This window comes from Streptomyces sp. NPDC047853 (assembly GCF_043204535.1).
GTDB lineage: Bacteria > Actinomycetota > Actinomycetes > Streptomycetales > Streptomycetaceae > Streptomyces.
On the sequence record NZ_JBIDCI010000002.1, the window covers coordinates 419,174 to 445,927 of the forward strand.

The window sequence follows — 26,754 nt, forward strand, 5'->3', positions numbered from 1 at the left end:
CCTACGCAGAGCCGCCAGAGAGGCACAGCACGGGCGGGCACCACTCCTGCTAGGCGGGCACCGGCGTCTTGAGGGTCTCCACCGCCCGGACCAGCGGGGCCAGGTCGGGATTCTCGGCAGCCTCGTCGAGGGCCTCTCGGAGGGCGGCGTCGTTGGTGGGCCGCGCCTCGTCCAGCAGCTTCAGGCCCGCCGCGGTGACGTTGGTGTAGATGCCGCGACGATCGGTGGGGCACAGGTAGCGCTCCAGCAGCCGGCGCTCCTCGAGTCGGGTCACCAGGCGGGTGGTGGCGCTCTGGCTGAGGACGACGGCGTCGGCGACCTGCTTCATCTGCAGGTGCCCCCCGTCGCCGTCGTGCTGCCGGCTGAGCACGTCGAGCAGGGAGTACTCGCGCACGCTCAGGTCGTGCCCGGCCTGCAGGGCTCGCTCGATGCGGGCCTCGATCCTCCCGTGCAGCAGGGAGAGGGCGCACCAGCCTTGGGAGAGGGCGGTGAGCGCGGGGTCCGTCGTTGTCATGTGGTTCCTCCGTCCCGGAGTGGCTGACACCAGGGTAGACCAGCGCCGCAATTGTCGGCGGTTGCATATTGCCCGCGTCTGCAATTATTGTGAACGCACGCAAAGCGCTCCTGCAATCTCTTGGGAAGGTGTACCCCCTCCATGCCTCTCGCGCTTCTGGCCCTCGCGATCGGGGCCTTCGGGATCGGAACGACCGAGTTCGTGATCATGGGCTTGCTGCCCGAGGTCGCGAGCGACTACGGGGTCTCCATCCCCACCGCCGGCTTCCTGGTGACCGGATACGCGCTCGGCGTGATGTTCGGCGCCCCGCTGATGACCGTGCTCGGCACCAAGGTCTCGCGCAAGCGGATGCTGATGCTGTTGATGGGCCTGTTCATCGTCGGCAACCTGCTCTCCGCCCTCGCCCCCGCCTTCTCCGTCATGCTGGTCGGCCGTGTGGTCGCCTCGCTCGCCCACGGTGCCTTCTTCGGCATCGGCTCGGTGGTCGCGGCCGATCTGGTCGCTCCGCAGAAGAGGGCGGGCGCTATCGCCATGATGTTCACCGGACTGACCGTCGCCAATGTCGTCGGTGTCCCGCTGGGGACACTCGTCGGCCAGTCCGTCGGCTGGCGCGTCACCTTCGCCCTCGTCGCCGCGCTCGGCGTCGTCGGCCTGGCGGGGGTCGCCAAGCTGGTCCCCGACGTACCCCGGGCGGAGGGTGTGCGGCTGCGCCACGAGCTGGCGGCCTTCAAGAACGCGCAGGTCCTGCTGGCGATGGCCATGACGGTCCTCGGCTTCGGCGGTGTCTTCGCGGCCATCACCTACATCGCGCCGATGATGACCCATGTCGCGGGATTCGCCGACGGCTCGGTCACCTGGCTGCTGGTCCTCTTCGGACTCGGCATGGTCGGTGGCAACCTCATCGGCGGCAGGTTCGCCGACCGTGCCCTGATGCCCTTGCTGTACGTCTCACTGGGCGCACTGGCCGTCGTGCTCGCCCTGTTCACGCTCACCGCGCACAACAAGATCGCCTCTGCTGTGACCATCGTCCTGATCGGCGCCCTGGGCTTCGCCACCGTCCCGCCGCTGCAGAAGCGCGTCCTGGACCACGCACACGGCGCCCCGACCCTGGCGTCGGCCGTGAACATCGGTGCCTTCAACCTCGGCAACGCGCTCTCCGCCTGGCTCGGAGGTGTCGTCATCGCCGCCGGCTTCGGCTACACCGCGCCCAACTGGGTCGGTGCCGTGCTCGCCGGCGCCGCTCTGGTCCTCGCCTTCCTCTCGGCCGCACTGGAACGGCGTGACGTCGCTTCCCGGCCGGGGTCCGCGGGCGCCGCGCCCGCCGAGCCGCGGGCCGTCGCCCACCACTGAACCACCGGCCGCAGGGGGCGGGGGGCGGGGCCAGCGTCGTCCCCCTCCCCTGTGGCTCCCCGCCTCACCGACCACCGAGGCACCGCACCACCGACAACCGATCCGACACGGCCACCGAAAGCCGGCATGACCGCACCACCGAGTACCGACCCAGGAGCATCCCCATGAGCACCACCGCTGTCGCCCCGCTGACCATCCAGGACGCCGAGGCCCTGGTCGCCGCGGCCCACCGTGCCGCTGAGGCCGCCGGGGTCGTCGTCAGCGTCACCGTCCTCGACGCGGGCGGTCACCTCCTCGCCTTCCGGCGCGACGACCGGGCCGTGCTGATCTCCGGCGAGACCAGCACCCGCAAGGCCTACACGGCGCTCCAGCTGAACGCCGCCACCGCCGACCTGGTCGACGCCGTCCAGCCCGGAGGCCTCTTCCACACCCTGCCCACCGCGCTCGACCGGCCGCTGCTGTTCATCGCGGGCGGCGTGCCGGTGCACCGCGACGGTCGGCTGATCGGCGCGGTCGGGGTGGGTGGCGGAGCACCCGAACAGGACCACTCCTTCGCCACCGCCGCCGTGCGGACCCTCGCCTGACGGCAGTCATGCGCGCACGCGGCCGGTTCCCGGGATGCCCCGGGAACCGGCTTCGCCGTGCGGCGTCGTACCGCAGGGACCGCCGGTCGGTCAGCCCGCCGCCACCGTCAGCGGAGCGAACCGCCGGTTCCAGTCCCCGGGCAGCTCGGTGATGCCGTACGTCATGACCGAGTTGAAGGCGACGGAGGCGAGTCCGCGTTCCTTGGCCCAGTCCAGCAGCTCTTCGTGCCGTACGTCGATGTCCGTACGCAGTGGACGGTCCGTGCGGGCGGCGAGGGAGGCGAGCAGCGCCTTCGCGGTCTCGGTGTCACGGGCGATCAAAGGGCCCACCACATGGGTGTCCATGTTGGGCCAGGCCGCCGCGTACCCGATGAGGCGGCCGTTCTCCTCGGCGACCCGCAACTGGTCCGCGAAGGCGGGCAGCCGGGTGATGATGTGGGTGCGATCGGCGCCGAACACCTCTTCGTCGAGCCGGAGGATGGCGGGGAGGTCCTCGGCCGTGGCCGCGCGCGTGGACACGCCGGGCTCCGACCCTCCCGGGGTGAGACGCCCGCGCACCATCTCCGCCCGGCCCGTCGCCTTGAAGCCCAGCTCCTCGTAGAGCGGCCGGCCGTACGGGGTCGCGTGCAGCGTCAGGGGCGTCGTGCCCAGTGCGGCGACGACGTGACGCATCAGACGCCGTCCGACGCCCTGACGGGCGTGCCGCTCGGCGACCAGCACCATGCCGATGGCAGCGAGGGAGGGACGCTCGTGCGGTCCGTACTCGGTGACCGCGCAGACGCTGACAAGGCCGCCACCGGGATCGTCGATGCCGTAGCCCTTCCCGGCCGTGAGGAGGAACCCCCACTTGTGCTCCTCGCGGGGCCACCCCCGGTCCTCGGACAGGTCGGCGCACGCGGCGAGGTCGCGGAGCGTCAGACGGCGGATCGGCAGCGAGGCGAGGGAAGGTGTCGGCACGCAGGTCAGGCTGTCCGACAGGAGCCCTCCGCGTCCACCACTTTCCGCTGGAACGGGCGAGCTTTTGGCCACGTCGTGGGCGAACCCACAGTCGCCCGCGACGCGCTGGGCGGCCTGCGGACCGGCAGACCGCCGCTCGCCGCCCGCAGTGGGTCAGCCGAGATCAGGCGCGTGCATCGCGCGCACGCCTTCGATGTTGCCGTCCAGATAGTGCCGCAACGACAGCGGTACGAGGTGGACGGAGGCGATCCCGACCCTGGTGAACGGCACCCGGACGATCTCATACTCGCCCGCGGGCTCGTCGACCTCGGGGCCGTGCCGCAGGGACGGGTCCATGGATTCCAGGCGGCAGACGAAGAAGTGCTGCACCTTCACGCCGGTCGCGCCCTCGTCCTCGCCGATGTGCTCCACCGTGTCGACGAAGCAGGGGACCACGTCGGAGATCTTGGCACCGAGCTCCTCGTAGACCTCACGGTGCAGGGCGTCGACGACGGTGCTGTCGTCCGGCTCGACCCCGCCCCCGGGAGTGACCCAGTAGGGATCGACACCGGGTTTGGTGCGCTTGATCAGGATCAGGTGGTCGCCGTCCAGCAGGACGGCACGGGCGGTGCGCTTGACCACGGGTCGGACGGTCATGGGAGAAATGTGGCCCGGCTGGTTCCACGTGAAACATCGCGGGCGCCCCGCGGTTTCGCGGGCTCAGTTCCAGTCGGAGGCCGCGCGCAGCAGCCACTCGTGGGCTCGGGCGACGTGCGACATCGCCAAGGTGCCGGTCCGCACGATCAGGAAGTACGTCCGCAGCGGCGGCACCACGGGATCGTGCAGGGCGACGACGTCACCGCGCTCCAGCGCGTCGGCGCACAGATAGCGGGGCAGGACCGCTAGTCCGGCGCCGGCGACCGCACAGGCGAGCACCGCACGCAGGTCGGGGACGACGACCGTCCCTGGAAAGGCCGCACGGGCGTCGAAGACGGACGCCCAGTAACGGGCGACGAAGGGCAGCGATTCATGCACCTCGACCACGGGGACGCGTTGCAGAGCGAGTGCGGTGGTGCGGTGGGGCGGCCTCCCGCCACCGGTCCGCTCCACCCAGCGGGGCGCGGCGATCAGGACATGCTCCTCGTCGCAGAGCGGGGTCGCCGTGAGCAGCGCGCCGCGCGGACGGGCCGTGCCGATGGCCAGATCGTGGTGCCCGGCGGCCAGGCCCTCCATGATCGCCTCCGCGTTCCCGAACGAGGCACGCAGGGCGAACGCCTGTCCGTCCTCGCCGGTGAGCCGCGTGAGCGCGGGCAGCGCTCGCTCGGCGATGAACTCGGGTGGTCCGGCGAGATGCAGGGAACGCAGGGACGAGTCGATCTCCAGCCCGGTCTCGGTGATCTCCACCAGTGCGTCCAGGTGCGGTGCGGCCTTGTGGGCGAGCTCGTCCCCGATGGTCGTCGGTGTCACGCCCCGGGCCTGGCGCAGGAACAGAGGGCGGCCGAGTTGCCGCTCCAGCGTGCGGATCTGCGACGTGACGGCCGGCTGGGAGAGGCCGAGCAGGGCTGCCGCGCGCGTGAAGGAACCGGCTCGGTGCACGGTCACGAAGGTGCGGAGCAAGGCCAGATCCACGGCAGCCCTCCCCTCGGCTGTTCTCCTCCAGCCTTTCGGCCGCGCTCAACTATAAATATGTCGATAGGTCGCTGTCGCTCCTGTGATTGGACACTGACACAGAGTCAACTAGCCTGGATCGCGCGGTTCTTCGCGCGCGGAACCGGAGGACGGTCCGAGCCACGAGGGGGGAGGCTCGGACCGTCCGTCGTAGCGGGTCCACACGGCACGCAGGAGGGTGGCGGCGATCAGTCCGCCGATTCCTCCAGCGCGCGCAGCAGGTCCGCCACCAGGTCCTCGGGGTCCTCCGCACCGACCGAGAGCCGGACGAAGCCCTCCGGTACCGCGTCCCCGCCCCAGCGGCCGCGCCGCTCGGCCGTGGACCGCACCCCGCCGAAGCTCGTCGCGCCCTCCACCAGCCGCAACGCCTCCAGGAAACGATCGGCACGCGCGCGTGAGGGCAGCGTGAACGAGACCACGCATCCATAGCGCAGCATCTGCTGCGAGGCGATCCTGTGCGAAGGGTCGTCCGGCAGCCCCGGATACCGCAGCCCGGTGATCTCGGGGCGCGTCCGCAGGGCTTCGGCCACCTTGAGCGCGGTGGCGTTCTGCCGGTCCACGCGCAGATGGAGGGTGGCGATCGAGCGGTGCGCGAGCCAGGCCTCCATGGGGCCCGGAATCGCGCCGACGATCTTGCGCCAGCGCCGTACGGCGGTCATCGCGGCGGCGTCGCGGCCGGTCACGTAGCCCAGGAGGACATCGCCGTGGCCGGTGAGCTGCTTGGTACCGCTGGCCACCGAGAAGTCGGCGCCGAGCTCCAGCGGGCGCTGCCCGAGGGGCGTGGCGAGCGTGTTGTCGACAGCCACCAGGGCGCCGTGCGCGTGGGCCGCCTCGGCCAGCCGCCGGACGTCGCAGACGTCGAGCCCGGGGTTCGAGGGGGTCTCGATCCACAGCAGCTTCGCCCCGGCCAGGACGTCGAGCTGGGCGTCCGCACCGGTCGGCGCGGTACGCACCTCGATGCCGTACGCCTCGAGCTGGGCGCGGACCAGGGGCAGCACCTGGTAGCCGTCGTCGGGCAGAACGGCCACGTCACCGGCGCGCAGCTGCGAGAAGAGCACCGCGGAGATCGCGGCCATGCCGGAGGCGAACACGAGCGTCTCGACGTCGTCCCGCCCTGGCGCCTCCAGCTCGGTGATGGCGCTCTCGAGACGGGTCCAGGTCGGGTTCTCGTCGCGGCCGTAGGCGTACGGACCGGTCGGCTCACCCGGCAGGTGGAAGTGGGCGGCGAACACGGGGCCGGGCAACGTCGGTTCGTGCTTGACGGGCTCGGGCAGCCCGGCCCGTACGGCGCGCGTGCCGTCCCCGGTGTGCGGGCGGCCGTCCTCGCCCGTGCCGGCCTCGTCGTTCTTAGCGGAATCACTCATGCCGCCCGTCCCTCCACTTGCTCGCGTACCGCGGCGAGCAGTCCGGTGCTCGCCGCCTCCACCATCTCAAGGCACTCCTCGAAACCGTCCGCGCCCCCGTAGTAGGGGTCCGGTACGTCGAGATCGGCGCGGTCGGCGGCGGGATCGTAGGACCGCAGCAGCCGTACCTTGGCGGCGTCCTGTTCCGAGGGCGCGAGGCGGCGCAGTTCCCGCAGGTGTTCCGCGTCGAGGGCGATGACCAGGTCCAGGCGGGAGAACCAGGAGGGCCGGAACCGGCGGGCCGTGTGGTCGAGGTCGTAGCCGTTCTCCTCCAGGACGGCCAGAGTGCGCGGGTCGGCGCCCTCGCCCTCGTGCCAGCCGCCGGTGCCGGCGCTGTCGGCCTCCACCAGGCCGTCCAGCCCGGCGTCCGCCACGCGCGCGTGGAAGACGGCCTCGGCCATGGGGGAGCGGCAGATGTTGCCCGTGCACACGAAGCAGACGCGGTAGGTCATCGGGATCAGTCCCCGTCGGGGAGGAACGCGTTGAGGGCCCAGGAGACGATCGAGATGATCAGACCGCCCAGGACGGCGGTCCAGAACCCGTCGACGTGGAAGCTCAGGTCGAGCTTGTCCGCGACCCATGACGTCAGCAGCAGCATCAGCGCGTTGACCACCAGCGTGAACAGGCCGAGGGTCAGGATGAACAACGGGAAGGTCAACACCTGTACGACCGGCTTCACCAGCATGTTCACCAGGCCGAACAGCAGGGCGACCACGATCAGCGTGGCGGCCTTCTCGCCGGTACTGCCCCCGGTCAGTGTGATCTTGTCGAGCAGCCACACGGCGACCGCGAGGGCACCGGCGTTGGCGATCGTCTTGACTAGGAAATTCTTCATGTGTCTGATCGTGGCAGACGCGATCGTGAACGAACGGTGAGGCAGGGGCGGACGAGGCGATGAAGGCATTCCGGCTGGACGAACTGGAGGCGGAGCGCGCCGCCAACGACGGTGCCTACCTTCAGTTCCTGCGTGAGCGGAACATGTCGGTCGGTCTGTACGCCCTCGACGCGGGCGCGGCCGACCCCCAGAAGCCGCACGCGCAGGACGAGGTGTACTTCGTGGTGAGCGGACGGGCCGCGATCACCGTGGGCATGGAGACCACGCAGGTCGCCCGCGGCAGCGTGGTGTACGTGCCGGCCGGGGTCGCCCACAAGTTCCACCACATCAGCGAGGATCTGAGGGTCCTGGTGGTGTTCTCTCCGCCCGAGAGCTGAGCCGCGCCCTCCGGGTTCCCTAGGGGATCGGTCAGGGTGAGACAAGGGCCACGAGGGCCCCGCCGACGCCTTCGCGGTCCTAGCATCGAGTGCAGTGCACAGGTGATTCCCCGAGGGATCCCGGGCCGCTGGAGGTCCCGGCACTCGAACGGGCGGAAAGGTAAGGACGAGGGCGATGCGAGAGATCTTCACGGGACTGCCGTGGTGGGTGAAGTGGATCGCGGTGCCGGTCATCGCCCTGGTCGTGTTCGGCGGGCTGATCGCCAGCGTGGTCGGCTTCGTGATCGGACTGCTGTTCAAGCTGCTGGTCTTCGTCGCGCTCGTCGGCGGACTGATCTACGTCGTACGCAAGTTCATGTCGAGTTCGTCGTCGCGCAGCGACTGGTGAGAGGGGTGGGAGACCGGTGGCGGTAACAGGAACCACCGGTTCCCTCGCGAGGGGGAAGTTTGCCGGACGGGGCGTCGGCGGTCGGTGACCGGCGGTTAGAGTCCGGAACTCCACGCGGGGGCGACCCCGCGAGTGGCGTCCACCCCCACCCGTGTTCCCCGCACGGGCTGCCCCCCTCGCGCCCCGGGAGTGCCCCTTGGCCACGGCTGACACCGCGTCCGTTCCGCTCACCCTGCCCGCGCAGCCCCACTCGACGCCCCGGACACCCACCGCCCCTCCCACGGACGCTCCCTCCGCGACCCTCATCGGCTCCGTGCAACGGGCGATGCGCCTGATGGAGTGCGTCGCCGGCCACGCGTACGGGGCCCCCGCCAAGCAACTGGCCCGGGAGACCGGGCTGGCCCTGCCCACGGCGTATCACCTGCTGCGCACGCTGGTGCACGAGGGTTATCTGCGCCGCGAGAAGGGTCTGTTCTTCCTCGGTGAGTCCGCCGAGCGGCTGAGCAGCAGCGGGGCCGCGCAGAAACGTCGCAGCACGGTGGTCGACGCGCTGGCGCGCTGGCGGGACGCGATCGGCGTGCCCGTGTACTACGCCATGTACCGGGAGGGCGAGATCGACGTCCTGTGCGTCTCCGACACCCCGGCCAACCCCGCGGTGGAGGAGTGGGCGGACTTCCGCGAGACCGGGCACGCCCATGCCATCGGCCAGTGTCTGCTGTCGCAGCTGGACGAGGAGGCCCGCCGGGACCACCTCGACCGCTACCCGGTGCAACCGGTCACGCCGTACACGGTGCGTGATGGCAATGCCATGCTCAAACGACTGGAACGCATGCGTCGGATGACGCCAGTGATCGAACGCCAGGAGTACGCACTGGGGACCGTCTGTGCCGCGATCCCGATCACCGTCGGCACGACCGCCGCGACCATGGCCTTGTCCCTGCCCGTCCACCAGGCCGATCGGCTGCTGCCCGCGGCGCGGCGATTGCAGGACGAAGTGGGGCGGCTTCTGGGGTCGCTCGCCCTCTCTATCAGTATCTGAAAACTCACTCCTTGTGATCTGGTGTGTACGTTGAGCAAGATGCCACCAGTGTTAGAGGTTTGATTCCCGGACAGTCGACGGCGAATGACGGGGTAGGCGATGGGCGAGTCCGTACAGGCAGAGGTCATGATGAGCTTTCTCGTGTCCGAGGAGCTCTCGTTCCGCATCCCGGTGGAGCTGGGGTACGAGACCTGTGATCCCTATGCCGTGCGACTGACCTTCCACCTGCCCGGGGACGCCCCGGTGACCTGGGCCTTCGGCCGGGAGCTGTTGGTGGACGGGGTGGGCCGGCCGTGCGGCGACGGTGACGTGCGCATCGCACCCGTCGATCCCGAGCCGCTCGCCGAGGTGCTGATCCGACTTCAGGTCGGCACCGACCAGGCGCTGTTCCGTTCGTCGGCGGCGCCCCTGGTGGCCTTCCTCGACCGGACCGACAAGCTGGTGCCACTGGGGCAGGAAGGCGCGCTCGCCGACTTCGACGCCCACCTCGACGAGGCGCTGGACCGCATCCTGGCGGAGGAACAGAGCGCGGGCTGAACCGTTCCCGCAGCTCGACCGGGAGTGGCGTAACGCCTCACCGGAACACCTCAGCGCTTGCGGCGACGACCCCGCCCGCCGCGTACGGGAGCAGCGCCCGCACCCGGTGCCGCTCCGGCCGCCTGCGCCGCCGACCTGTCGGCCGGGCGGTCGGCGGACACGACGAGGGCCGCGAGAGCCGTGGTCACCGGCACGGACGCCACCAGGCCGATCGAACCGACCAGGGTGCGCACGATCTCCTCCGCGACCAGTTCACTGTTGGCGACCGTCCCCACTCCGCTCTGCGCGATCGAGAACAGCAGCAGCAGTGGCAGCGCGGCGCCCGCGTAGGCGAGGACGAGTGTGTTGACGACCGAGGCGATGTGGTCACGGCCGATACGGATGCCGGCGCGGTAGAGCCCGCGCCAGCCCATCGTCGGATTGGCCTCGTGCAGCTCCCATACCGCCGACGTCTGGGTGACCGTCACGTCGTCGAGCACGCCGAGCGAACCGATGATGACGCCGGCGAGCAGCAGACCGCTCATGTCGATCGTCGGGTACAACCCGTGGATGAGGCCGGTGTTGTCGTCCGTGTTGCCGGTGAGCGCGGCCCAGTCGATGAACAGCGATCCGAGAACGCCGATGAGCAGCAACGAGATGAGGGTGCCGAGCACCGCGACGGACGTCCGGGCCGACAGGCCGTGGCACAGGTACAGCGCGATCAGCATGATGGCGCTCGCCCCGATGACCGCCACGACCAGCGGATTCGACCCCTGCAGGATCGCGGGCAGGATGAAGAAGTTCAGCAGCAGGAAGCTGATGGCCAGCGAGATGAGGGCCATGAGGCCCCGCAGCCGACCGACGACCACGACGGCGAGCGCGAAGATGCCGGCGAGCAGGGCCAGCGGCAGCCGGCGGTTGATGTCGGTCACCGAGTACTGCAGGTCCTCGGGGGCGGAGGGCTCGTAGGCGACCACGACCTCCTGGCCCTGGTGCAGTTGCCGCGACTGGTCGGGCTGCACGATCTCGGTGAAGGTACGGCCCTTGTCCTTGCCGGTGTCGACGCGGATGGTCGCTCGCTTGCAGTCGCCGTTCGCCCGCTGGACCGCGGAGGAGCCTTCGGCGGTGGAGGTGTCACCGGTCGGCGGGACGCCCGAGTTGCCGGCGGACTGGCAGCTCAGCTCGACCACCTTGGTGACGGTGGCCTGCTGGGTCTGCCGGTCGAAGCCGACGCCCGTGCGCTCGTGCGGGGGCGCACCGCCCGGCCACAGCACCGCCAGCCCGACCAGCACCGCGACGGTGAAGGGGATCAGGATCGCGGCGATGACCTTCCGCAGGTGCCGGGACACGGGCGCGGCCGGACCGTGACTGTGGGAGTGGCCGTGGCCGCCACCGGTTCCGTGGCCTCCGCCACCACCGTGACCGCCTTGGCCTCCGTCACCACCGTGACCGCCTTGGCCTCCGTCACCACCGTGACCGCCTTGGCCTCCGCCACCACCGTGACCGCCGTGGCTTCCGTCACCTCTGCCACCGCCGTGAGCGCCGTGGCATCCGCCACCGCCGTGACCGCCATGAGCGAAATGCCCGCCGCCCGTGTCGTGTCTGGCGTCTCCCGCGCCGGGTGCGGCGTGGGGGCCGTGCGGGGCGGATCCGGCCGCGCGGCCGTCGCCGTCCTCGGCGCCCGGGCCGCGGCGGGGCTCGTGCGGCGGGAAGGGGGGATGCTGCGGTGTGGTCACCGACCGATCATCGCAAGAACGAGGGGGGCCCTCTGTTCACCGCGCCCGAATTGACGCTAGCGTGGGGGCACCTTTGTACACGCGGGAGCTCGGAGCACCGGGCTGAGAGGGCGCTGACCTCCGTCCCAGCGATGTTTCACGGGAAACGTCACCGATACCGAGTGATGTTTGCCACGAAGCGTCTGCCGACGGAAGCCGCTGCGTCGACCGCCGAACCTGTTACCGGGTAATGCCGGCGTAGGGAGTAGGTCTCATGACCATCAAGGACGCACGCACGCCTGCCTCCGCGCAGAACTCCGCCCAGGAGGAGCCCGCGGAGACCGGGAAGTCCATCGGCTGGCACAAGGCGTACGTCGAGGGCTCGCGTCCCGACCTGCGGGTGCCGGTCCGTCAGGTGCACCTCACCAATGGGCAGTCGGTCACGCTGTACGACACCTCTGGCCCGTACACCGATCCGCTCGTCGACACCGACGTCCGCAGGGGGTTGTCGCCGCTGCGGGAGAACTGGATCATCGCCCGCGGGGACACCGAGGAGTACGCGGGCCGCCCCGTCCGTCCCGAGGACGACGGGATCAAGCACACCTCTCCGCGCGGCGGCCTGCGCAACCTCGATGCCGTCTTCCCCGGCCGCCCGCGTCAGCCGCGCCGTGGGCGGGACGGTGGCGCGGTCACGCAGCTCGCGTACGCACGGCGCGGCGAGATTACCCCGGAGATGGAGTACGTGGCCCTCCGGGAGAACGTGGCCCCGGAAGTGGTCCGCGAGGAGATCGCGGCGGGCCGCGCCGTATTGCCGGCCAATGTCAACCACCCGGAGATCGAGCCGATGATCATCGGCAAGCGGTTCCTGGTGAAGGTCAACGCCAACATCGGCAACTCGGCGGTGACGTCCTCCATCGAGGAGGAGGTCGAGAAAATGACCTGGGCGACCCGGTGGGGCGCCGACACGGTCATGGACCTGTCCACCGGACGCAACATCCACACCACCCGCGAGTGGGTGCTGCGCAACTCGCCCGTCCCCATCGGAACGGTGCCGCTCTACCAGGCCCTGGAGAAGGTCGACGGTCGCGCCGAGGAGCTGACCTGGGAGATCTACAAGGACACGGTCATCGAGCAGGCCGAACAGGGCGTGGACTACATGACGGTCCATGCCGGAGTGCGCCTGGCGTACGTGCCGCTCACCGCGAACCGCAAGACCGGCATCGTCTCGCGCGGCGGCTCGATCATGGCGGCGTGGTGTCTGGCGCACCACAGGGAGTCGTTCCTGTACGAGAACTTCGAGGAACTCTGCGAGATCCTCGCCGCCTACGACGTCACGTACTCCCTCGGCGACGGACTGCGGCCGGGCTCGATCGCGGACGCCAACGACGAGGCGCAGTTCGCGGAGTTGCGCACGCTCGGGGAACTCAACACGATCGCCAAGCGTTTCCACGTACAGACCATGATCGAGGGCCCGGGCCACGTCCCGATGCACAAGATCAAGGAGAACATCGACCTTCAGCAGGAGATCTGCGATGAAGCTCCGTTCTATACGCTCGGCCCGCTGACGACGGACGTCGCGCCGGCGTACGACCACATCACCTCCGGCATCGGTGCCGCGATGATCGCCTGGTGGGGCACAGCCATGCTCTGCTACGTCACGCCCAAGGAGCATCTGGGCCTGCCCAACCGTGACGACGTCAAGACCGGCGTCATCACCTACAAGATCGCCGCCCATGCCGCCGACCTCGCCAAGGGGCACCCAGGTGCACAGGAGTGGGACGACGCGCTGTCCGACGCCCGGTTCGAGTTCCGCTGGGAGGACCAGTTCAACCTGGCCCTCGACCCCGACACGGCCCGGCAGTTCCACGACGAGACCCTGCCGGCCGAGCCCGCCAAGACGGCCCACTTCTGCTCGATGTGCGGGCCGAAGTTCTGCTCGATGAAGATCTCGCAGGACATCCGACGGGAGCACGGGGGCAGCAAGTCCGAGATCGAGGAGGGCATGGCCCAGAAGTCGAAGGAGTTCGCCGCCGCCGGCAACCGCGTCTACCTGCCGATCGCCGACTGAGCCAACGGCTCCGGTGACGAAGGGGGCGGCCCATCGGGCCTGCCCCCTCCCCACCGGGGACCCGCCTCGGCAGACTGGGCGTATGACAGCCACATCCCTGAGCAAAGGTGCCAACCTCGCCGTCGACTCCCCCGCGGTGCGCGTCGAACTCGTCTGGTCCGCCGGGCCGGGCGTGCCCGAGGTCGACGCGTCCGCGCTGTTGCTCACAGCGGCCGGACGGGTGCGGGACGACGGAGACTTCGTCTTCTACAACCAGCCCCGCCACACGTCCGATGCGGTGCGGCACGTGGGCAAGCAGGGCGGTGCCGGCACGGCAGCGGGCGTGACCACCGACGCCGTCGAGGTGGACCTGCGCACGGTCGAAGCGGACGTCGACCGGATCGTCCTGTGCGCCTCGGCGGACGGCGGGACCTTCGGCCAGGTGCCGGGGCTGTCCCTGCGGTTGCTGGACGCGGGCACCCGTGCCGAGCTGGCGCGGTTCGACATGACGGCCGGGACGGAGACCGCCCTGGTCGGCGGTGAGCTGTACCGGCGCCAGGGGAAATGGAAGTTCCGCGCGGTCGGTCAGGGGTACGCCTCCGGGCTGGCCGGGGTGGCCACCGACTTCGGTATCACCGTCGACGACGCGCCGCCCGTGTCCGCGCCCGCCGCCGTCCGGCCGACCGTGGAGACTCCCCCGACTCCCCCGACTCCCCCGACTCCCCCGACTCCCCCGACCCCCACGCCGCCGGCAGCGCACCGGGCACCGGCGCCTCCCGCGGCACCGGCTCCGGCACCCAGCGGTGCAGGACCCCGCCTGACGAAGGGAGAGGAACGCCTGCCCGTCGACATGCGCAAGCGGCTGTCGCTGCGCAAGGAGCAGGTCGCGGTCAGCCTGAGCAAGCACGGGGCGGCCGGTGCCACCGCGCGCGTCGTCCTCGTCCTCGACGCGTCCGGGTCCATGTCCTTCCTCTACTCCAAGGGCGTCGTCGCCGATGTCGTGGAGCGGATGGCCGCCGTCGCGGCGCAACTCGACGACGACGGCGAGATGCAGGCCTGGACCTTCGCCTCGAACCCGGCCCGCCTTCCCGACCTCCGCCTCGGTGAGCTGCCCGAGTGGCTGCGGCTGCACGTCCGCGTGGGCGAGATCAGCCTCTTCCGCCGCGGGAGGAAGAAGGGGCTGCACCCCGAGCAGGTCGACATGCGCGCGGTCGGCATCCAGAACGAGGAGCAGAAGGTCATCGCCGAGGTGCGTGCCTTCGTCCGCGACAACCCGGCGACGGCTCCCACCCTGGTGCTCTTCTTCTCCGACGGCGGCGTCTACCGCAACGCCGAGATCGAGCGGGAGCTGCGGGAGGCGGTGGAGGAACCCGTCTTCTGGCAGTTCGTCGGGCTCGGGCGGTCCGACTACGGGGTGCTCGAGCGGTTCGACACCCTGCCGGGCCGACGCGTCGACAACGTCGGCTTCTTCGCCGTGGACGACATCGGCACCGTCCCCGATCCGGAGCTGTACGACCGCCTGCTGTCGGAGTTTCCGTTCTGGATCACTGCCGCCGGCCGGGCGGGCATCCTCTGACCCGTTGCCCGCCCAGGCCGGAGGCTACTCGGGCCGGTGATCCGGGCCGCCGAAGTCAGGACTGCTGAAGTCCGGACTCGAATAACTCGGACGCTGCGACGCGCCCGAGCCCTCACCGGGACTAGTGAACCCCGGTCGGCCGTATCCCAGGTGTGGCATGCGGCTCGTGGGTGCCGCGGGCCCCGTAGGGTGCAGGGCCGTAGTACCCGGAGCCGCCAACGCCTCCCGCAGGAACGGCAGGATGCCCCGTTCCAGCAGGGCCTCGCGCCAGGCGTCCCGGGCCCGGGCCACCTCCCCGTCGAGTTCGCCGTGCGGACCGGACTCGGCCGAAGGGTGGTTGCGCAGCGCGGTGAGCAGCAGCCCCACCGCGGCGACGAGGATCGCCACCGCGGTCATGGCGCCGAACACCCAGCCTGTGGTGAGCATGGTCTGCGCGAAGGCCTGCCCCGGATCGAGCATCCTGAGGATGTACCCGACGAGCAGGAAGATCGCCGCGGCGGTACCGGCCAGGACGGGAGCCAGGACGGCGACGACGGCTACGGCACCCGCGCCGGTCGCCTCGGCGACCTCGCCCACGGTGGCGGCCAGTCCCCCCGCGCCCGTGCCCGACTCCTCGGAGCCGGACTCGCGCGTGGCGGGCGTCCCGGCGGACGGCGCCGGCCGGCGCAGTTCCTCGCGGGCCTTCACGTAGTGCCGGTACTCGGTCGTGGCCGCCGCGGTGATGAGGGCGGTCGCGTTGAGTGCCATGGTGCGCAGTTGTTCGGAGTTCAGCCGCTGTCCGAGGGCGGCCAGTTCCGGGCGGTGTGGTGCGGAGCGCAGCGCCTCGTCGAGGATCCGCTCGTACTCCTGGCGGTCCTCGTTCGGCAGGTGCTGCGGAACGCTGTTCATGTGCATCCCCCGATGCTCCGTAGGGCTTGGGGCTCGCATGCCAACGAGCCGTCGGGCAGAAACGGAGGGGAGCCTGCTACGGATAAGCCGATGGTAGAGCGGTGACGGTGGCGGGTGACAGGGGGTTTCCAGAAATTGGGTGCCGACCTGTACGCACGCCACCGCCGCCCGAAGCGCCCGGGGAACGGTCAGATGTCGAGCGGCAGTTGCTGGACCAGCAGCTTTCCGGCCATGGTCACCCCGCCGTCCATCGCGATGGCCAATCCGTCCGCGTAGACGTGAGGTCCTTCGACAACGGTACGCGTGTCGTCCTCGCCGTCCTCGGAGCCGACCTCGCCCAGCAGGTAGGGGATGGGGCTGTGGCCGTGAACGATGCGGGTGCCGCCGTACGTGTCCAGCAGTGAGCGCACGGCGTCGGCGCCGCCCTCGTCGCGGAAGGAGAAGCGCTTGGTGAACTTGCGGAACAGGTCCCACACCTCTTCCGCGTCGTTGCGCGTCAGCGCCTCGCGGACGGTGTCGTTGACCTCCTCGATGGAGCGGCCGTAGTCGAGGTAGGTGGTGGTGTCGGAGTGGACCAGCAGGTGCCCGTCGACCTCTTCGAGGGCGTCGAGGCGGGCCATCCACTGCAGGTGGTGGTCCTGCAGACGGTCCATGTCGGTCTTCTGCCCGCCGTTCAGCAGCCAGGCCGCCTGGAAGGTGGCGGTGCCCGCACCGGAGTTGACGGGGGTGTCGCCGAACCGCTTGGCGCCGAGCAGCAGCAGCTCGTGGTTGCCCATCAGTGCCTTGCAGTAGCCGCCGGCCGCGGCGGCCTCGGCGGACAGCCGCATCACCAGGTCGATGACGCCGATCCCGTCCGGGCCGCGGTCGGTGAAGTCACCGAGGAACCACAGGCGCGAGGTCCCCGCGCACCACTGGCCCGCGGCGTCGACGAGGCCCTTCTCCCGCAGCGCGGCCAGAAGCTCGTCGAGGTATCCGTGCACGTCACCGACGACGAACAGCGGCCCCTGCCCCGTGGCGGCCTGCTGCACCACGATCGGTTCGGGATCCACGGCCACCTGGACCGTGTCACCCCGGCGGATGACGGGCAGATCCCGCTGAGTGGGTGTGTACCCCTCCGGACAGGCCTCCTCGTCCCTGGCTTCGGAAGGCGGCGCGACCTCGCTCATGTGCGCGCCGGGGCCGGCGTACGGAGCGGTCTCGTGGACGTACGCGGGCACCCGGAAGTCGCGCACCGTCGCCGTCCGCTCCACCTCGGGTCCCTGACCGGCCCCCTGAGTCATCGACCCCTCCACCATCGCGCCGCATCTGCACCGCTTCGGACTGCCTGGTCGCAGCGGCCCGCGGTGTGTGGGCCCATCATAGGAATGCGGATCGCGCTGTGTGATGACCCAGGGGTGGTGAATCGGAACAGGACTCCGCTTCACTGCGGCATTCGCCCCGATTGGGCCGGTCTTGGACATCCGCAGAGGTGACGCGGTCACGCTCCGGACGTGCCGGCCCGGCGCTGTTACTCGCGCTCGGGTGACCGCGGGGGACTGACCGTCGTGCGGGGCGGACGGCGCTGCGACGACGTACGGATGATCAGCTCGGTCGGTATCACCTGCTCGACCGGCTGCTCGGAGTCGAGTCCCTCGATGGCGTCGATGAGGACCTGGACCACCGCCGTGCCGATGCGGCGGGGCTTGAGCGACAACGTGGTGATCGGCGGCTCGGTGCTCGCATAGACGGTGGACTCGCTGCAGCAGACGAGCAACAGGTCCTCCGGGACACGCAGCCCGTAGCGGCGGGCGGCGGCGAGCAGGTCGGTGCCGTTCGGGTCGAAGAGACCGTAGACGGCGTCGGGCCGGTCCGGGCGGGCCAGCAGCCGGTCGGCGGCGACGGCGCCGGCGCACGGATCGTGTGCCGGGTAGGCCTCGTAGACCGGGTCCTGCCCGACGCGCTCGCACCAGCGGAGGTAGGCGGTGGTCGACAGGTGGGTGTACGTGTCGGTCGTGGTGCCGGTGAGCAGGCCGATCCTGCGGGCGCCGGCGTCCGCCAGGTGGTCGAGGATGCCGAGCACGGCGGCCTCGTGGTCGTTGTCGACCCAGGCGGTCACGGGGAGCGTGCCGGCCGGACGGCCGTCGGAGACGACGGGCAGACCCTGCCTTACCAGCTCGCTGACGACCGGGTCGTGGTCGGAGGGGTCGATGACGACCGTGCCGTCGAGCGCGACGTTGGACCACACGTCGTGACGGGAGGTCGCCGGGAGGATCACGAGGGCGTAGCCGCGGGCGAGCGCGGCCGACGTGGCGGCGCGCGCCATCTCGGCGAAGTACGCGAACTCGGTGAAGGTGAAAGGTTCATCCCCGTACGTCGTCACGGTCAGGCCGATCAGTCCCGACTTGCCGGTGCGGAGCGTGCGGGCGGCGGCCGAGGGCCGGTAGCCCAGTCGGTCGGCGACCTCGCGCACGTGGCGCCGGGTGGCATCCGGGAGTCGGCCCTTGCCGTTGAGGGCGTCGGAGACGGTCGTGATGGACACTCCGGCGGCGGCGGCCACGTCCCTGATGCCCGCTCGACCCGGCCGGCTGCCTCGACGGGAGGTTTCCGCGCGGCTCACCTGGTGCTTCCCTGCTGCTGTCATGGCGAGCCGATAGTAGGGCTCATGGGGTGGGGTAGGGCGGACGCATATGCACGCGTTGACAGTCACGTTTCTGCATGATCATTAAGCTTGAACAGCCATAGAAACCACGCTAGTTGGCGTATCCCAACCCAGTATCTGACGTGTCGACCACCGAGGGCCTGCCCCGTGGCGGATGTTGCGAAGAGGTCTCAACTCACCTGCACGGGGGATGCGCGCCACGGCGCGAGCCACCGGCGCGTAGATATATGTGCGGCGCGCCCCCCGAATCGTGCGCCTTCGTGCACTGATGCCCCTGATGCCAGTGTGACGGAGGAGGTCCGGCCTCCCCTATACGCAGGGGCGCCCAATCCTCTTAAGGTGAGAAGTATTCGACGGTGGTGGTCATGAGGAGGACTGCGGTGAGTGAGACGAGCCCCAAGCTGCGCGCCGAGCTGGAGGGAATCCCCACCTACAAGCCGGGCAAGCCCGCCGCGGCCGACGGCCCGGTGGCCTACAAGCTGTCCTCCAACGAGAACCCGTACCCGCCCCTGCCGGGTGTGATGGAGACGGTGACGGCCGCGGCCTCGTCGTTCAACCGGTACCCGGACATGGCCTGTACGGCCCTGATGAGCGAGCTGTCGGACCGGTTCGGGGTCCCTCTCTCCCACCTGGCCACCGGTACCGGATCGGTGGGTGTGGCCCAGCAGCTGATCCAGGCGACCTCGGGGCCGGGCGACGAGGTGATCTACGCCTGGCGGTCCTTCGAGGCGTACCCGATCATCACGCAGATCAGCGGCGCGACCTCCGTGCAGGTACCCCTGACCTCCGGCGACGTGCACGACCTGGACGCGATGGCGGCCGCGATCACCGACCGGACCCGGCTGATCTTCGTCTGCAACCCCAACAACCCGACGGGCACGGTGGTGCGGCGGGCCGAGCTGGAGCGGTTCCTCGACCGGGTGCCGAGTGACGTCCTGGTGGTCCTCGACGAGGCGTACCGCGAGTTCATCCGCGACCCCGAGGTCCCGGACGGCGTCGAGATCTACCGTCGGCGGCCCAACGTCTGCGTCCTGCGGACCTTCTCCAAGGCGTACGGCCTCGCCGGCCTCCGGGTCGGCTTCGCGATCGCCCACGAGCCGGTGGCGGCGGCGCTGCGCAAGACGGCGGTGCCGTTCGGGGTCAGCCAGATCGCGCAGGAGGCGGCGATCGCCTCGCTGCGTGCCGAGGACGAGTTGATCGGCCGGGTCGGCTCGCTGGTGTGCGAGCGCACGCGCGTGGTCGACGGGCTGCGTGCGCAGGGCTGGACGGTGCCGGAGACCCAGGCCAACTTCGTGTGGCTGCGGCTGGGGGAGCGGACGGTCGCCTTCGCGGGCGCGTGCGAGCGGGCCGGTGTGGTGGTCCGACCGTTCCCGGGCGAGGGTGTGCGGGTGACGGTCGGGGAGAGCGAGGCGAACGACATCTTCCTGAAGGTGTCGGAGGAGTTCCGCCAGGAGATGTAAGCCGTCGTACGGCCGGTTGGACTGTGCGGCGGTCAGGTGCGCCGCACAGTCCTAGGCGTCGACGAGTTCGACGCGTACCGGGTCGCCGTCGCGCACGGTGGCCAAGAGGCGCGGGTCGCCGTCGAGGCGCCCGAGCACGTTGCAGGGACTCGCCAGGCGGCACTCGTCGCCCAGCGAGATCGGCGTGGGCCCGTACGGGAGCGCCAGAGCGTCGCCGTCGGTCCAGAAGGCCACCGTGCCCGGTTCTACGACCTGCCGGGCGTCCGTTTCACGTGAAACCGGCACGCCTGTGTCGAAGTACACCTCTTCACCCCAGGTGTGGGCGGAGGCGGTGAGCGGCAGGACCTTCAGGAGGGCCTGCGCGGTCGGCGTGTCGTCGAGTGCCGCGGTGAGGTGACCCGCGGGCCACGAGATCCGTATCTTCATGCGGCGGATTCAACAAGATGTTGAAGTCCTTGCCAAGGGGTTGACGTCACAGGGGACCCCCCTTCCGGTGTCGAAAAGCAGTAAGTCATAATTGCTTGTGAATGTGAACGCGTTCACAAGCGTGTCCCGGTTGCGCCCGAGATAGGTGTGACATACACGCTCAAACTGCCGGTGACACGGCGAGTGGCAACGCAAGGAGAGTGACGACGTGGACTTGGCTCTGGCGCCGGAGACGCTGGCGCGATGGCAGTTCGGCATCACGACCGTCTACCACTTCCTGTTCGTCCCGCTGACGATCTCGCTGGCCGCCCTCACGGCCGGTCTGCAGACCGCCTGGGTCCGTACCGAGAAGGAGAAGCACCTCAGGGCCACCAAGTTCTGGGGCAAGCTCTTCCTGATCAACATCGCCATGGGTGTGGTCACCGGCATCGTGCAGGAGTTCCAGTTCGGCATGAACTGGTCGGACTACTCCCGCTTCGTCGGTGACGTCTTCGGAGCTCCGCTCGCCTTCGAGGCGCTGATCGCCTTCTTCTTCGAGTCCACCTTCATCGGCCTGTGGATCTTCGGCTGGGACAAGCTGCCCAAGAAGATCCACCTGGCCTGCATCTGGATGGTCTCGATCGGCACCCTGCTGTCGGCCTACTTCATCCTCGCGGCCAACTCCTGGATGCAGCACCCCGTCGGCTACCGGATCAACGAGGAGAAGGGCCGCGCCGAGCTGACCGACTTCTGGGCGGTGCTGACCCAGAACACCACCCTCAACCAGGTCTTCCACAGCTTCTCGGCGGCCTTTCTGACGGGCGGCGCCTTCATGGTCGGCATCGCCGCCTTCCACCTGATGCGCAAGAAGCACATCCCGGTGATGCGGACCTCGCTCCGGCTCGGCCTGGTCACCCTGGCGGTCGGCGGCATGCTCACCGCGATCAGCGGCGACACCCTCGGCAAGGTCATGTACGAGCAGCAGCCGATGAAGATGGCGGCAGCCGAGGCCCTGTGGGACGGCGAGGAACCGGCACCCTTCTCGGTCTTCGCCTACGGGGACGTCGACAAGGGCCACAACAAGGTCGCCCTGGAGATACCCGGGTTGCTGTCCTTCCTCGCCCACAGCGACTTCGACTCGTACGTGCCCGGCATCAACGACACCAACAAGGCCCTGCAGGAGAAGTTCGGCCCGGGTGACTACAAGCCCATCGTCCCTGTCGCCTACTGGGGCTTCCGCTGGATGATCGGCTTCGGCATGGCGTCCTTCTCCCTCGGGCTGCTGGGCCTGTGGCTGACACGGAAGAAGTTCCTGCTGCCGGCCGCTCTGCGCACCGGTGAGGACGAGGTGCCCCACCTGGTGCTGTTCCGCAAGCCGCTCGGCACGAGACTCACCCGCCTGTACTGGCTCCTGGCCCTCTGGACGATGGCGTTCCCGCTGATCGCCAACTCATGGGGCTGGATCTTCACCGAGATGGGCCGGCAGCCCTGGGTCGTCTACGGCGTGATGCAGACCCGCGACGCGGTCTCCCCCGGTGTGTCCCAGGCGGAGGTCATCACGTCGATGGTCGTCTTCACCACGCTCTACGCCATCCTCGCCGTCATCGAGGTCAGGCTGCTCGCCAAGTACGTCAAGGCGGGTCCGCCCGAACTCACCGAGGCCGACCTCAACCCGCCCACGAAGATCGGCGGCGACCTGCGGGACGCCGACAAGCCGATGGCCTTCTCCTACTAGGCCGAGGGAGCCGCACCGTCATGGAACTGCACGACGTCTGGTTCGTTCTGATCGCCGTCCTGTGGACCGGCTACTTCTTCCTGGAGGGCTTCGACTTCGGGGTGGGCGTGCTGACCAAGCTGCTCGCCCGGAACCGGGCCGAGAAGCGCGTGCTGATCAACACCATCGGCCCGGTGTGGGACGGCAACGAGGTGTGGCTGCTCACGGCCGGTGGTGCGACCTTCGCCGCGTTCCCCGAGTGGTACGCCACGCTCTTCTCCGGGTTCTACCTTCCGCTGCTCGTCATCCTGGTCTGCCTCATCGTCCGGGGCGTCGCCTTCGAGTACCGGGTGAAGCGCCCCGAGGAGCGCTGGCAGCGCAACTGGGAGACGGCGATCTTCTGGACCTCGCTGATACCGGCCTTCCTCTGGGGCGTGGCCTTCGGCAACATCGTCGGGGGTGTGAAGATCGACCGGGACCTGGAGTACGTCGGCTCCGTCTGGGAGCTGCTCAACCCGTACGCCCTGCTGGGTGGCCTGGTCACGCTGACGCTGTTCACCTTCCACGGAACGGTGTTCACGGCACTCAAGACCGTCGGCGAGATCCGGGCGCGGGCACGGGCGCTGGCCCTGCGTGTCGGCCTCGTGGCGGCGGTGCTGGCCCTGGCCTTCCTGCTCTGGACGCAGTTCGACAACGGTGACGGCAAGAGCCTGGTTGCTCTCGTGGTGGCCGTCGCGGCGCTCGTCGTCGCGCTGCTGGCCAACCAGGCCGGGCGTGAGGGCTGGTCGTTCGCCCTTTCCGGCCTCACCATCGTGGCCTCCGTGGCGATGCTCTTCCTGACGCTCTTCCCGAACGTCATGCCGTCCACGCTGGACGCGGACTGGAGCCTCACCGTCACCAACGCCTCGTCCAGTCCCTACACCCTCAAGATCATGACCTGGCTGGCCGTGGTCGCCACACCAGTCGTCCTGCTCTACCAAGGCTGGACGTACTGGGTGTTCCGCAAGCGGATCGGCACGCAGCACATCGCCGAAGCCGCGCACTGAGTCCGAAGGGGTGTGCATCACGTGGCACAGCGCCGTGTTTCACGTGAAACGCACCTCCGGGACGGGAGGGCATGTTTCACGTGAAACCCATCGACCCACGTCTTCTGCGGTACGCCCGCGCGACCCGATTCTTCCTGATGGCGGTCGTCGTCCTGGGCGCGGTCGGCGCCGGGCTCCTCGTCGCACAGGCGATGCTCATCGCCGAGGTGGTGGTGGGCGCCTTCCAGCACGGTCTCACGGTGGCCGAACTCCGCACGCCTGTGCTGCTCCTGGTGGCCGTCGCCTGCGGGCGGGCCCTGGTCGGCTGGCTGACCGAGCTGGCCGCGCACCGAGCGAGCGCGGCGGTGAAGTCGGAGCTGCGGGGCCGGCTGCTGGAGCGGGCCACCGCGCTCGGTCCCGGATGGCTCAGCGGGCAGCGGACCGGATCGCTGGTCGCGCTGGCCACCCGCGGAGTCGACGCCCTCGACGACTACTTCTCGCGCTATCTGCCGCAACTGGGGCTCGCGGTCGTCGTGCCCGTGGCGGTGCTGGCCCGCATCGTCACCGAGGACTGGGTCTCGGCGGCCATCATCGTCGGCACCCTGCCGCTCATCCCGCTCTTCATGGTGCTGATCGGCTGGGCCACACAGTCCCGTATGGACCGGCAGTGGCGTCTGCTCTCCCGGCTGTCCGGGCACTTCCTGGACGTGGTCGCGGGGCTGCCGACGCTGAAGGTCTTCGGGCGGGCCAAGGCACAGGCCGAGTCGATCAAGCGCATCACCGGCGAGTACCGGCAGGCGACCATGCGGACGCTGCGGATCGCCTTCCTGTCGTCCTTCGCGTTGGAACTGCTCGCCACGCTCTCCGTGGCGCTCGTCGCCGTCACCATCGGCATGCGGCTGGTCCACGGCGACATGGCCCTGTACGACGGTCTGGTGGTCCTCGTGCTCGCGCCCGAGGCCTATCTGCCGTTGCGGCAGGTGGGGGCGCAGTACCACGCGGCGGCCGAGGGTCTCGCCGCCGCCGAGGAGATCTTCGAGGTACTGGAGCGTCCCGTACCGGCGCGGGGGACCGGCCAGGTACCGGCGGACGCTGCCCTGTCCTTCGAGGACGTGACGGTGCGCTATCCCGGACGCGCCGCGGACGCGGTGACGGAGGTGTGCTTCACCGTCCGGCCCGGGGAGACGGTCGCCCTCGTCGGTCCGAGCGGGGCGGGAAAGTCGACGCTGCTCAACGCCCTTCTCGGCTTCGTGCGACCGGCCGGGGGGCGGATCCGTGTCGGGGGAGCCGACCTCGACAGCCTCGATCTGGCGCAGTGGCACGCCCGCGTCGCCTGGGTACCGCAGCACCCGCATCTCTACGCCGGCACCATCGCCGAGAACGTACGGCTGGCCCGGCCGGACGCCGACGACGACGCCGTACGACGCGCGCTGCGGGACGCGGGCGCACTGGCGTTCGTGGACGCGTTGCCCGAGGGGACGGGGACGGTGCTCGGGGAGGACGGGGCCGGGCTGTCCGCCGGGCAGCGACAGCGGCTGGCGCTGGCCCGGGCATTCCTCGCGGACCGGCCGGTCCTGCTCCTGGACGAGCCGACGGCCGCTCTGGACGGGGCCACCGAGGCCGAGGTCGTGGCCGCCGTGCGAAGGCTGGCCGAGGGGCGGACGGTCCTGCTGGTGGTGCACCGCCCGGCGCTGCTGGAAGTGGCCGACCGGGTGGTGCGGCTGGAGGAGCAGGCCCCCGCCGTCGCGGCCGACGGCTCTCGGGGAGCACCGGCCGCACGGGCTCTCGACGAGGCCTCCGGAAGCACCAGTGCGGTGTCCCCCGGTGCCCCGGCCCCTTCACCGATGCCTGGTGGCGGTGTCCTCGCCAGGGTGCGCGCGATGTCGGCGGCGCGGCGCGGGCGGCTCGGCCTGGCCCTGCTGCTCGGCAGTGCGGCCCTCGGCAGCGCCGTCGGCCTGATGGCCACCTCCGGATATCTGATCTCGCGGGCCTCCGAGCAGCCGCCCGTGCTCTACCTGATGGTGGCCGTGACGGCCACGCGTGCCTTCGGCATCGGGCGGGCCGTCTTCCGCTATGCCGAGCGGCTCGTGTCGCACGACGCGGTGCTGAGGATGCTCGCCGACACCCGGGTCGCCGTGTACCGGCGACTGGAGCGGCTCGCGCCCGCGGGGTTGCGCCGCAGCCGACGGGGTGACCTGCTGTCCCGGCTGGTCGCCGACGTCGACGCGCTGCAGGACTACTGGCTGCGCTGGCTCCTGCCCGCCGCGTCCGCGGCGGTGGTTTCGGCCGCGTCGGTCGGCTTCACGGCGTGGTTGCTGCCGGAGGCCGGTGTGGTGCTGGCGGTGGGGCTGCTGGCGGCCGGAGTCGGCGTCCCGATGGTGACCGGCCTTGTCTCACGCAGGGCCGAGGGCCGACTGGCGCCCGCCCGTGGACTGCTCGCCACCCGGGTGACCGACCTGCTCAGCGGCACCGCCGAGCTGACCGTCGCCGGCGCACTGCCCGCGCGGTACGCCGAGACGCGCCGGGCGGACGGCGCGCTCACCCGGATCGCCTCGCGCGCCGCCACCGCCACCGCGGTGGGGGACGGGCTCACGGCCCTGGTGTCCGGGCTGACCGTCGCGGGCGCCGCTCTCGTCGGGGTCCAGGCGGTCGCCGACGGGCGGCTCGCCGGGGTGGCCCTGGCCGTCGTCGTGCTGACTCCCCTGGCGGCCTTCGAGGCCGTACTGGGGCTCCCCCTGGCCGTGCAGTACCGGCAGCGCGTGCACCGGAGCGCCGAGCGGGTGTACGAGGTGCTCGACGCCCCCGAGCCCGTACGGGAGCCGGAGACACCACGGCAGGCGCCCGCGTCACCGTTCCCGGTCGTCCTCAAGGGACTGGCCGCGCGCCACTCCGGGCAGGACCGGGACGCCGTGGCGCAGCTCGACGTGACACTGGCGGAAGGACGCCGTGTCGCCGTGGTCGGGCCGTCCGGGTCCGGCAAGACGACGCTGGCCCAGGTGCTGCTGCGGTTCCTCGACGCGGACGCGGGTTCCTACACGCTGGCCGGTGTCGACGCCTACGCCCTGGCCGGTGACGACGTACGGCGGCTCGTCGGACTGTGCGCCCAGGACGCGCACCTCTTCGACAGCTCGGTGCGCGAGAACCTGCTCCTGGCCCGGAAGGAGGCCACCGAGGACGAGCTGCGCGACGCCCTGGCACGAGCCCGGCTGCTGGAGTGGGCCGACCGTCTGCCCGAGGGCCTGGACACGCTGGTCGGGGAGCACGGCGCCCGGTTGTCCGGCGGGCAGCGGCAGCGACTGGCGCTGGCCCGGGCACTGCTCGCCGACTTCCCGGTCCTGGTGCTGGACGAGCCCGCCGAGCACCTGGACCTGCCGACCGCCGACGCGCTCACCGCCGATCTGCTGGCCGCCACCGAGGGCCGTACGACCTTGCTGATCACGCACCGGCTGGCGGGTCTGGGGGCCGTGGACGAGGTGATCGTGCTGGACGAGGGCCGGGTGGTGCAGCGAGGGACGTACGCGGAGCTGGCCGCGGTGCCGGGGCCGCTGCGGGCGATGGCCGAGCGTGAGGCAGCGTCGGAGCTTCTGGTCGGGGCGCGGTGAGGGAAGGTCCGTGCCGACTTCCCCGAAGCTCTCCTGGAATCCGACTTTCCCGAACAAAAAGGTCTCATTAGGCT

Annotated in this window: 24 protein-coding genes and 1 riboswitch; of the genes, 12 read left to right on the forward strand and 12 right to left on the reverse strand. The window is 70.3% G+C overall.

Annotation, left to right across the window (positions count from 1 at the left end; genetic code table 11):
* Window positions 1-49: 49 nt before the first annotated feature.
* Window positions 50-514, reverse strand: a complete 465-nt coding sequence (locus tag ACGF5T_RS05880) for a MarR family transcriptional regulator (RefSeq protein ID WP_366768330.1) — start codon at window positions 512-514, stop codon at window positions 50-52.
* A 141-nt stretch (window positions 515-655) separates the two neighbouring features.
* Between ACGF5T_RS05880 and ACGF5T_RS05885 the strand changes: the two genes are divergently transcribed.
* Both ACGF5T_RS05885 and ACGF5T_RS05890 read left to right on the forward strand, forming a co-directional pair.
* A complete protein-coding gene (locus tag ACGF5T_RS05885; protein ID WP_366768331.1) occupies window positions 656-1,864 on the forward strand; it encodes an MFS transporter in 1,209 nt (402 codons plus the stop codon).
* A gap of 164 nt (window positions 1,865-2,028) precedes the next feature.
* Complete coding sequence (locus tag ACGF5T_RS05890; protein ID WP_356602682.1) at window positions 2,029-2,448, forward strand: heme-binding protein; 420 nt, start codon at window positions 2,029-2,031, stop codon at window positions 2,446-2,448.
* A gap of 90 nt (window positions 2,449-2,538) precedes the next feature.
* Here ACGF5T_RS05890 and ACGF5T_RS05895 read toward each other — a convergent pair whose 3' ends face one another.
* The 6 genes from ACGF5T_RS05895 to ACGF5T_RS05920 form a co-directional block, all read right to left on the reverse strand.
* The gene (locus ACGF5T_RS05895) at window positions 2,539-3,405 is read right to left on the reverse strand and encodes a GNAT family N-acetyltransferase (RefSeq protein ID WP_366768332.1); all 867 of its coding nucleotides are present in this window, start codon (window positions 3,403-3,405) and stop codon (window positions 2,539-2,541) included.
* Between the two features lie 153 nt (window positions 3,406-3,558).
* Window positions 3,559-4,041 (reverse strand): NUDIX hydrolase, encoded by a 483-nt coding sequence (locus ACGF5T_RS05900; protein ID WP_366768333.1) that lies wholly within the window; start codon window positions 4,039-4,041, stop codon window positions 3,559-3,561.
* 63 nt (window positions 4,042-4,104) lie between these two features.
* Window positions 4,105-5,013, reverse strand: coding sequence for a LysR family transcriptional regulator (locus ACGF5T_RS05905; RefSeq protein WP_366768334.1), 909 nt, complete (start codon window positions 5,011-5,013; stop codon window positions 4,105-4,107).
* Window positions 5,014-5,240: 227 nt separating this feature from the next.
* The gene (locus ACGF5T_RS05910) at window positions 5,241-6,416 is read right to left on the reverse strand and encodes a cystathionine gamma-lyase (RefSeq protein WP_366768335.1); all 1,176 of its coding nucleotides are present in this window, start codon (window positions 6,414-6,416) and stop codon (window positions 5,241-5,243) included.
* The gene (locus ACGF5T_RS05915) at window positions 6,413-6,907 is read right to left on the reverse strand and encodes a low molecular weight protein-tyrosine-phosphatase (RefSeq protein WP_356602692.1); all 495 of its coding nucleotides are present in this window, start codon (window positions 6,905-6,907) and stop codon (window positions 6,413-6,415) included. Before ACGF5T_RS05915 ends, ACGF5T_RS05910 begins: the two co-directional genes overlap by 4 nt.
* A 5-nt stretch (window positions 6,908-6,912) precedes the next feature.
* On the reverse strand, window positions 6,913-7,290 hold the full coding sequence (locus tag ACGF5T_RS05920; RefSeq protein WP_356602694.1) for a phage holin family protein: 378 nt from the start codon (window positions 7,288-7,290) through the stop codon (window positions 6,913-6,915).
* A gap of 59 nt (window positions 7,291-7,349) precedes the next feature.
* On the opposite strand from ACGF5T_RS05920, the gene ACGF5T_RS05925 reads away from it, so the two are divergent.
* The 4 genes from ACGF5T_RS05925 (at window position 7,350) to ACGF5T_RS05940 (ending at window position 9,631) form a co-directional block, all read left to right on the forward strand.
* Complete coding sequence (locus tag ACGF5T_RS05925; RefSeq protein WP_366768336.1) at window positions 7,350-7,667, forward strand: cupin domain-containing protein; 318 nt, start codon at window positions 7,350-7,352, stop codon at window positions 7,665-7,667.
* Between the two features lie 175 nt (window positions 7,668-7,842).
* Window positions 7,843-8,055, forward strand: a complete 213-nt coding sequence (locus tag ACGF5T_RS05930; RefSeq protein WP_007388908.1) for a DUF5326 family protein — start codon at window positions 7,843-7,845, stop codon at window positions 8,053-8,055.
* Between the two features lie 313 nt (window positions 8,056-8,368).
* On the forward strand, window positions 8,369-9,094 hold the full coding sequence (locus ACGF5T_RS05935) for an IclR family transcriptional regulator C-terminal domain-containing protein (RefSeq protein ID WP_356603003.1): 726 nt from the start codon (window positions 8,369-8,371) through the stop codon (window positions 9,092-9,094).
* A gap of 99 nt (window positions 9,095-9,193) precedes the next feature.
* The gene (locus tag ACGF5T_RS05940; protein ID WP_053133836.1) at window positions 9,194-9,631 is read left to right on the forward strand and encodes an SsgA family sporulation/cell division regulator; all 438 of its coding nucleotides are present in this window, start codon (window positions 9,194-9,196) and stop codon (window positions 9,629-9,631) included.
* 50 nt (window positions 9,632-9,681) lie between these two features.
* Here the strand turns inward: ACGF5T_RS05940 and ACGF5T_RS05945 are convergent, their stop codons facing one another.
* Window positions 9,682-11,346, reverse strand: a complete 1,665-nt coding sequence (locus tag ACGF5T_RS05945) for a YibE/F family protein (RefSeq protein WP_366768337.1) — start codon at window positions 11,344-11,346, stop codon at window positions 9,682-9,684.
* Window positions 11,347-11,417: 71 nt separating this feature from the next.
* A riboswitch (TPP riboswitch) is annotated at window positions 11,418-11,607 on the forward strand.
* Here ACGF5T_RS05945 and thiC point away from each other — a divergent pair.
* A complete protein-coding gene (gene thiC, locus ACGF5T_RS05950; protein WP_356602699.1) occupies window positions 11,600-13,393 on the forward strand; it encodes a phosphomethylpyrimidine synthase ThiC in 1,794 nt (597 codons plus the stop codon). Its footprint overlaps the riboswitch before it by 8 nt.
* Window positions 13,394-13,475: 82 nt before the next feature.
* A complete protein-coding gene (locus tag ACGF5T_RS05955; RefSeq protein ID WP_366768338.1) occupies window positions 13,476-14,948 on the forward strand; it encodes a VWA domain-containing protein in 1,473 nt (490 codons plus the stop codon).
* Window positions 14,949-14,972: 24 nt separating this feature from the next.
* Here the strand turns inward: ACGF5T_RS05955 and ACGF5T_RS05960 are convergent, their stop codons facing one another.
* The 3 genes from ACGF5T_RS05960 to ACGF5T_RS05970 form a co-directional block, all read right to left on the reverse strand.
* Complete coding sequence (locus tag ACGF5T_RS05960; RefSeq protein WP_356602703.1) at window positions 14,973-15,842, reverse strand: hypothetical protein; 870 nt, start codon at window positions 15,840-15,842, stop codon at window positions 14,973-14,975.
* 182 nt (window positions 15,843-16,024) lie between these two features.
* Window positions 16,025-17,131 (reverse strand): metallophosphoesterase, encoded by a 1,107-nt coding sequence (locus ACGF5T_RS05965; RefSeq protein ID WP_356602705.1) that lies wholly within the window; start codon window positions 17,129-17,131, stop codon window positions 16,025-16,027.
* A gap of 212 nt (window positions 17,132-17,343) precedes the next feature.
* Window positions 17,344-18,456 carry a LacI family DNA-binding transcriptional regulator gene (locus tag ACGF5T_RS05970; RefSeq protein ID WP_361015929.1) on the reverse strand — a complete coding sequence of 371 codons (1,113 nt, stop codon included), beginning with the start codon at window positions 18,454-18,456 and terminating at the stop codon, window positions 17,344-17,346.
* A gap of 398 nt (window positions 18,457-18,854) precedes the next feature.
* Between ACGF5T_RS05970 and hisC the strand changes: the two genes are divergently transcribed.
* A complete protein-coding gene (gene hisC / locus ACGF5T_RS05975; protein ID WP_366768339.1) occupies window positions 18,855-19,934 on the forward strand; it encodes a histidinol-phosphate transaminase in 1,080 nt (359 codons plus the stop codon).
* 51 nt (window positions 19,935-19,985) lie between these two features.
* Here hisC and ACGF5T_RS05980 read toward each other — a convergent pair whose 3' ends face one another.
* Window positions 19,986-20,360 (reverse strand): cyclophilin-like fold protein, encoded by a 375-nt coding sequence (locus ACGF5T_RS05980; RefSeq protein WP_366768340.1) that lies wholly within the window; start codon window positions 20,358-20,360, stop codon window positions 19,986-19,988.
* A 208-nt stretch (window positions 20,361-20,568) separates the two neighbouring features.
* Here ACGF5T_RS05980 and ACGF5T_RS05985 point away from each other — a divergent pair, with 208 nt between their 5' ends.
* The 3 genes from ACGF5T_RS05985 to cydD all read left to right on the forward strand — a co-directional run bounded on the left by ACGF5T_RS05985 (window position 20,569) and on the right by cydD (window position 26,680).
* Window positions 20,569-22,074, forward strand: coding sequence for a cytochrome ubiquinol oxidase subunit I (locus ACGF5T_RS05985; RefSeq protein ID WP_366768341.1), 1,506 nt, complete (start codon window positions 20,569-20,571; stop codon window positions 22,072-22,074).
* A 20-nt stretch (window positions 22,075-22,094) separates the two neighbouring features.
* Window positions 22,095-23,099 carry a cytochrome d ubiquinol oxidase subunit II gene (cydB, locus tag ACGF5T_RS05990; protein WP_356602715.1) on the forward strand — a complete coding sequence of 335 codons (1,005 nt, stop codon included), beginning with the start codon at window positions 22,095-22,097 and terminating at the stop codon, window positions 23,097-23,099.
* A gap of 80 nt (window positions 23,100-23,179) precedes the next feature.
* Complete coding sequence (gene cydD, locus ACGF5T_RS05995; protein ID WP_366768342.1) at window positions 23,180-26,680, forward strand: thiol reductant ABC exporter subunit CydD; 3,501 nt, start codon at window positions 23,180-23,182, stop codon at window positions 26,678-26,680.
* Window positions 26,681-26,754: the final 74 nt, after the last annotated feature.

Coding starts and splice junctions, on each gene's coding strand:
- ACGF5T_RS05960 (WP_356602703.1), bottom strand. CDS start 15,842: ATGCACATGAACAGCGTTCCGCAGCACCTGCCGAACGAGGACCGCCAG.
- ACGF5T_RS05885 (WP_366768331.1), top strand. CDS start 656: ATGCCTCTCGCGCTTCTGGCCCTCGCGATCGGGGCCTTCGGGATCGGA.
- ACGF5T_RS05880 (WP_366768330.1), bottom strand. CDS start 514: ATGACAACGACGGACCCCGCGCTCACCGCCCTCTCCCAAGGCTGGTGC.
- ACGF5T_RS05965 (WP_356602705.1), bottom strand. CDS start 17,131: ATGGTGGAGGGGTCGATGACTCAGGGGGCCGGTCAGGGACCCGAGGTG.
- ACGF5T_RS05955 (WP_366768338.1), top strand. CDS start 13,476: ATGACAGCCACATCCCTGAGCAAAGGTGCCAACCTCGCCGTCGACTCC.
- ACGF5T_RS05900 (WP_366768333.1), bottom strand. CDS start 4,041: ATGACCGTCCGACCCGTGGTCAAGCGCACCGCCCGTGCCGTCCTGCTG.
- thiC (WP_356602699.1), top strand. CDS start 11,600: ATGACCATCAAGGACGCACGCACGCCTGCCTCCGCGCAGAACTCCGCC.
- ACGF5T_RS05930 (WP_007388908.1), top strand. CDS start 7,843: ATGCGAGAGATCTTCACGGGACTGCCGTGGTGGGTGAAGTGGATCGCG.
- ACGF5T_RS05980 (WP_366768340.1), bottom strand. CDS start 20,360: ATGAAGATACGGATCTCGTGGCCCGCGGGTCACCTCACCGCGGCACTC.
- ACGF5T_RS05970 (WP_361015929.1), bottom strand. CDS start 18,456: ATGACAGCAGCAGGGAAGCACCAGGTGAGCCGCGCGGAAACCTCCCGT.
- ACGF5T_RS05920 (WP_356602694.1), bottom strand. CDS start 7,290: ATGAAGAATTTCCTAGTCAAGACGATCGCCAACGCCGGTGCCCTCGCG.
- cydB (WP_356602715.1), top strand. CDS start 22,095: ATGGAACTGCACGACGTCTGGTTCGTTCTGATCGCCGTCCTGTGGACC.
- ACGF5T_RS05925 (WP_366768336.1), top strand. CDS start 7,350: ATGAAGGCATTCCGGCTGGACGAACTGGAGGCGGAGCGCGCCGCCAAC.
- ACGF5T_RS05915 (WP_356602692.1), bottom strand. CDS start 6,907: ATGACCTACCGCGTCTGCTTCGTGTGCACGGGCAACATCTGCCGCTCC.
- ACGF5T_RS05890 (WP_356602682.1), top strand. CDS start 2,029: ATGAGCACCACCGCTGTCGCCCCGCTGACCATCCAGGACGCCGAGGCC.
- ACGF5T_RS05940 (WP_053133836.1), top strand. CDS start 9,194: ATGGGCGAGTCCGTACAGGCAGAGGTCATGATGAGCTTTCTCGTGTCC.
- ACGF5T_RS05910 (WP_366768335.1), bottom strand. CDS start 6,416: ATGAGTGATTCCGCTAAGAACGACGAGGCCGGCACGGGCGAGGACGGC.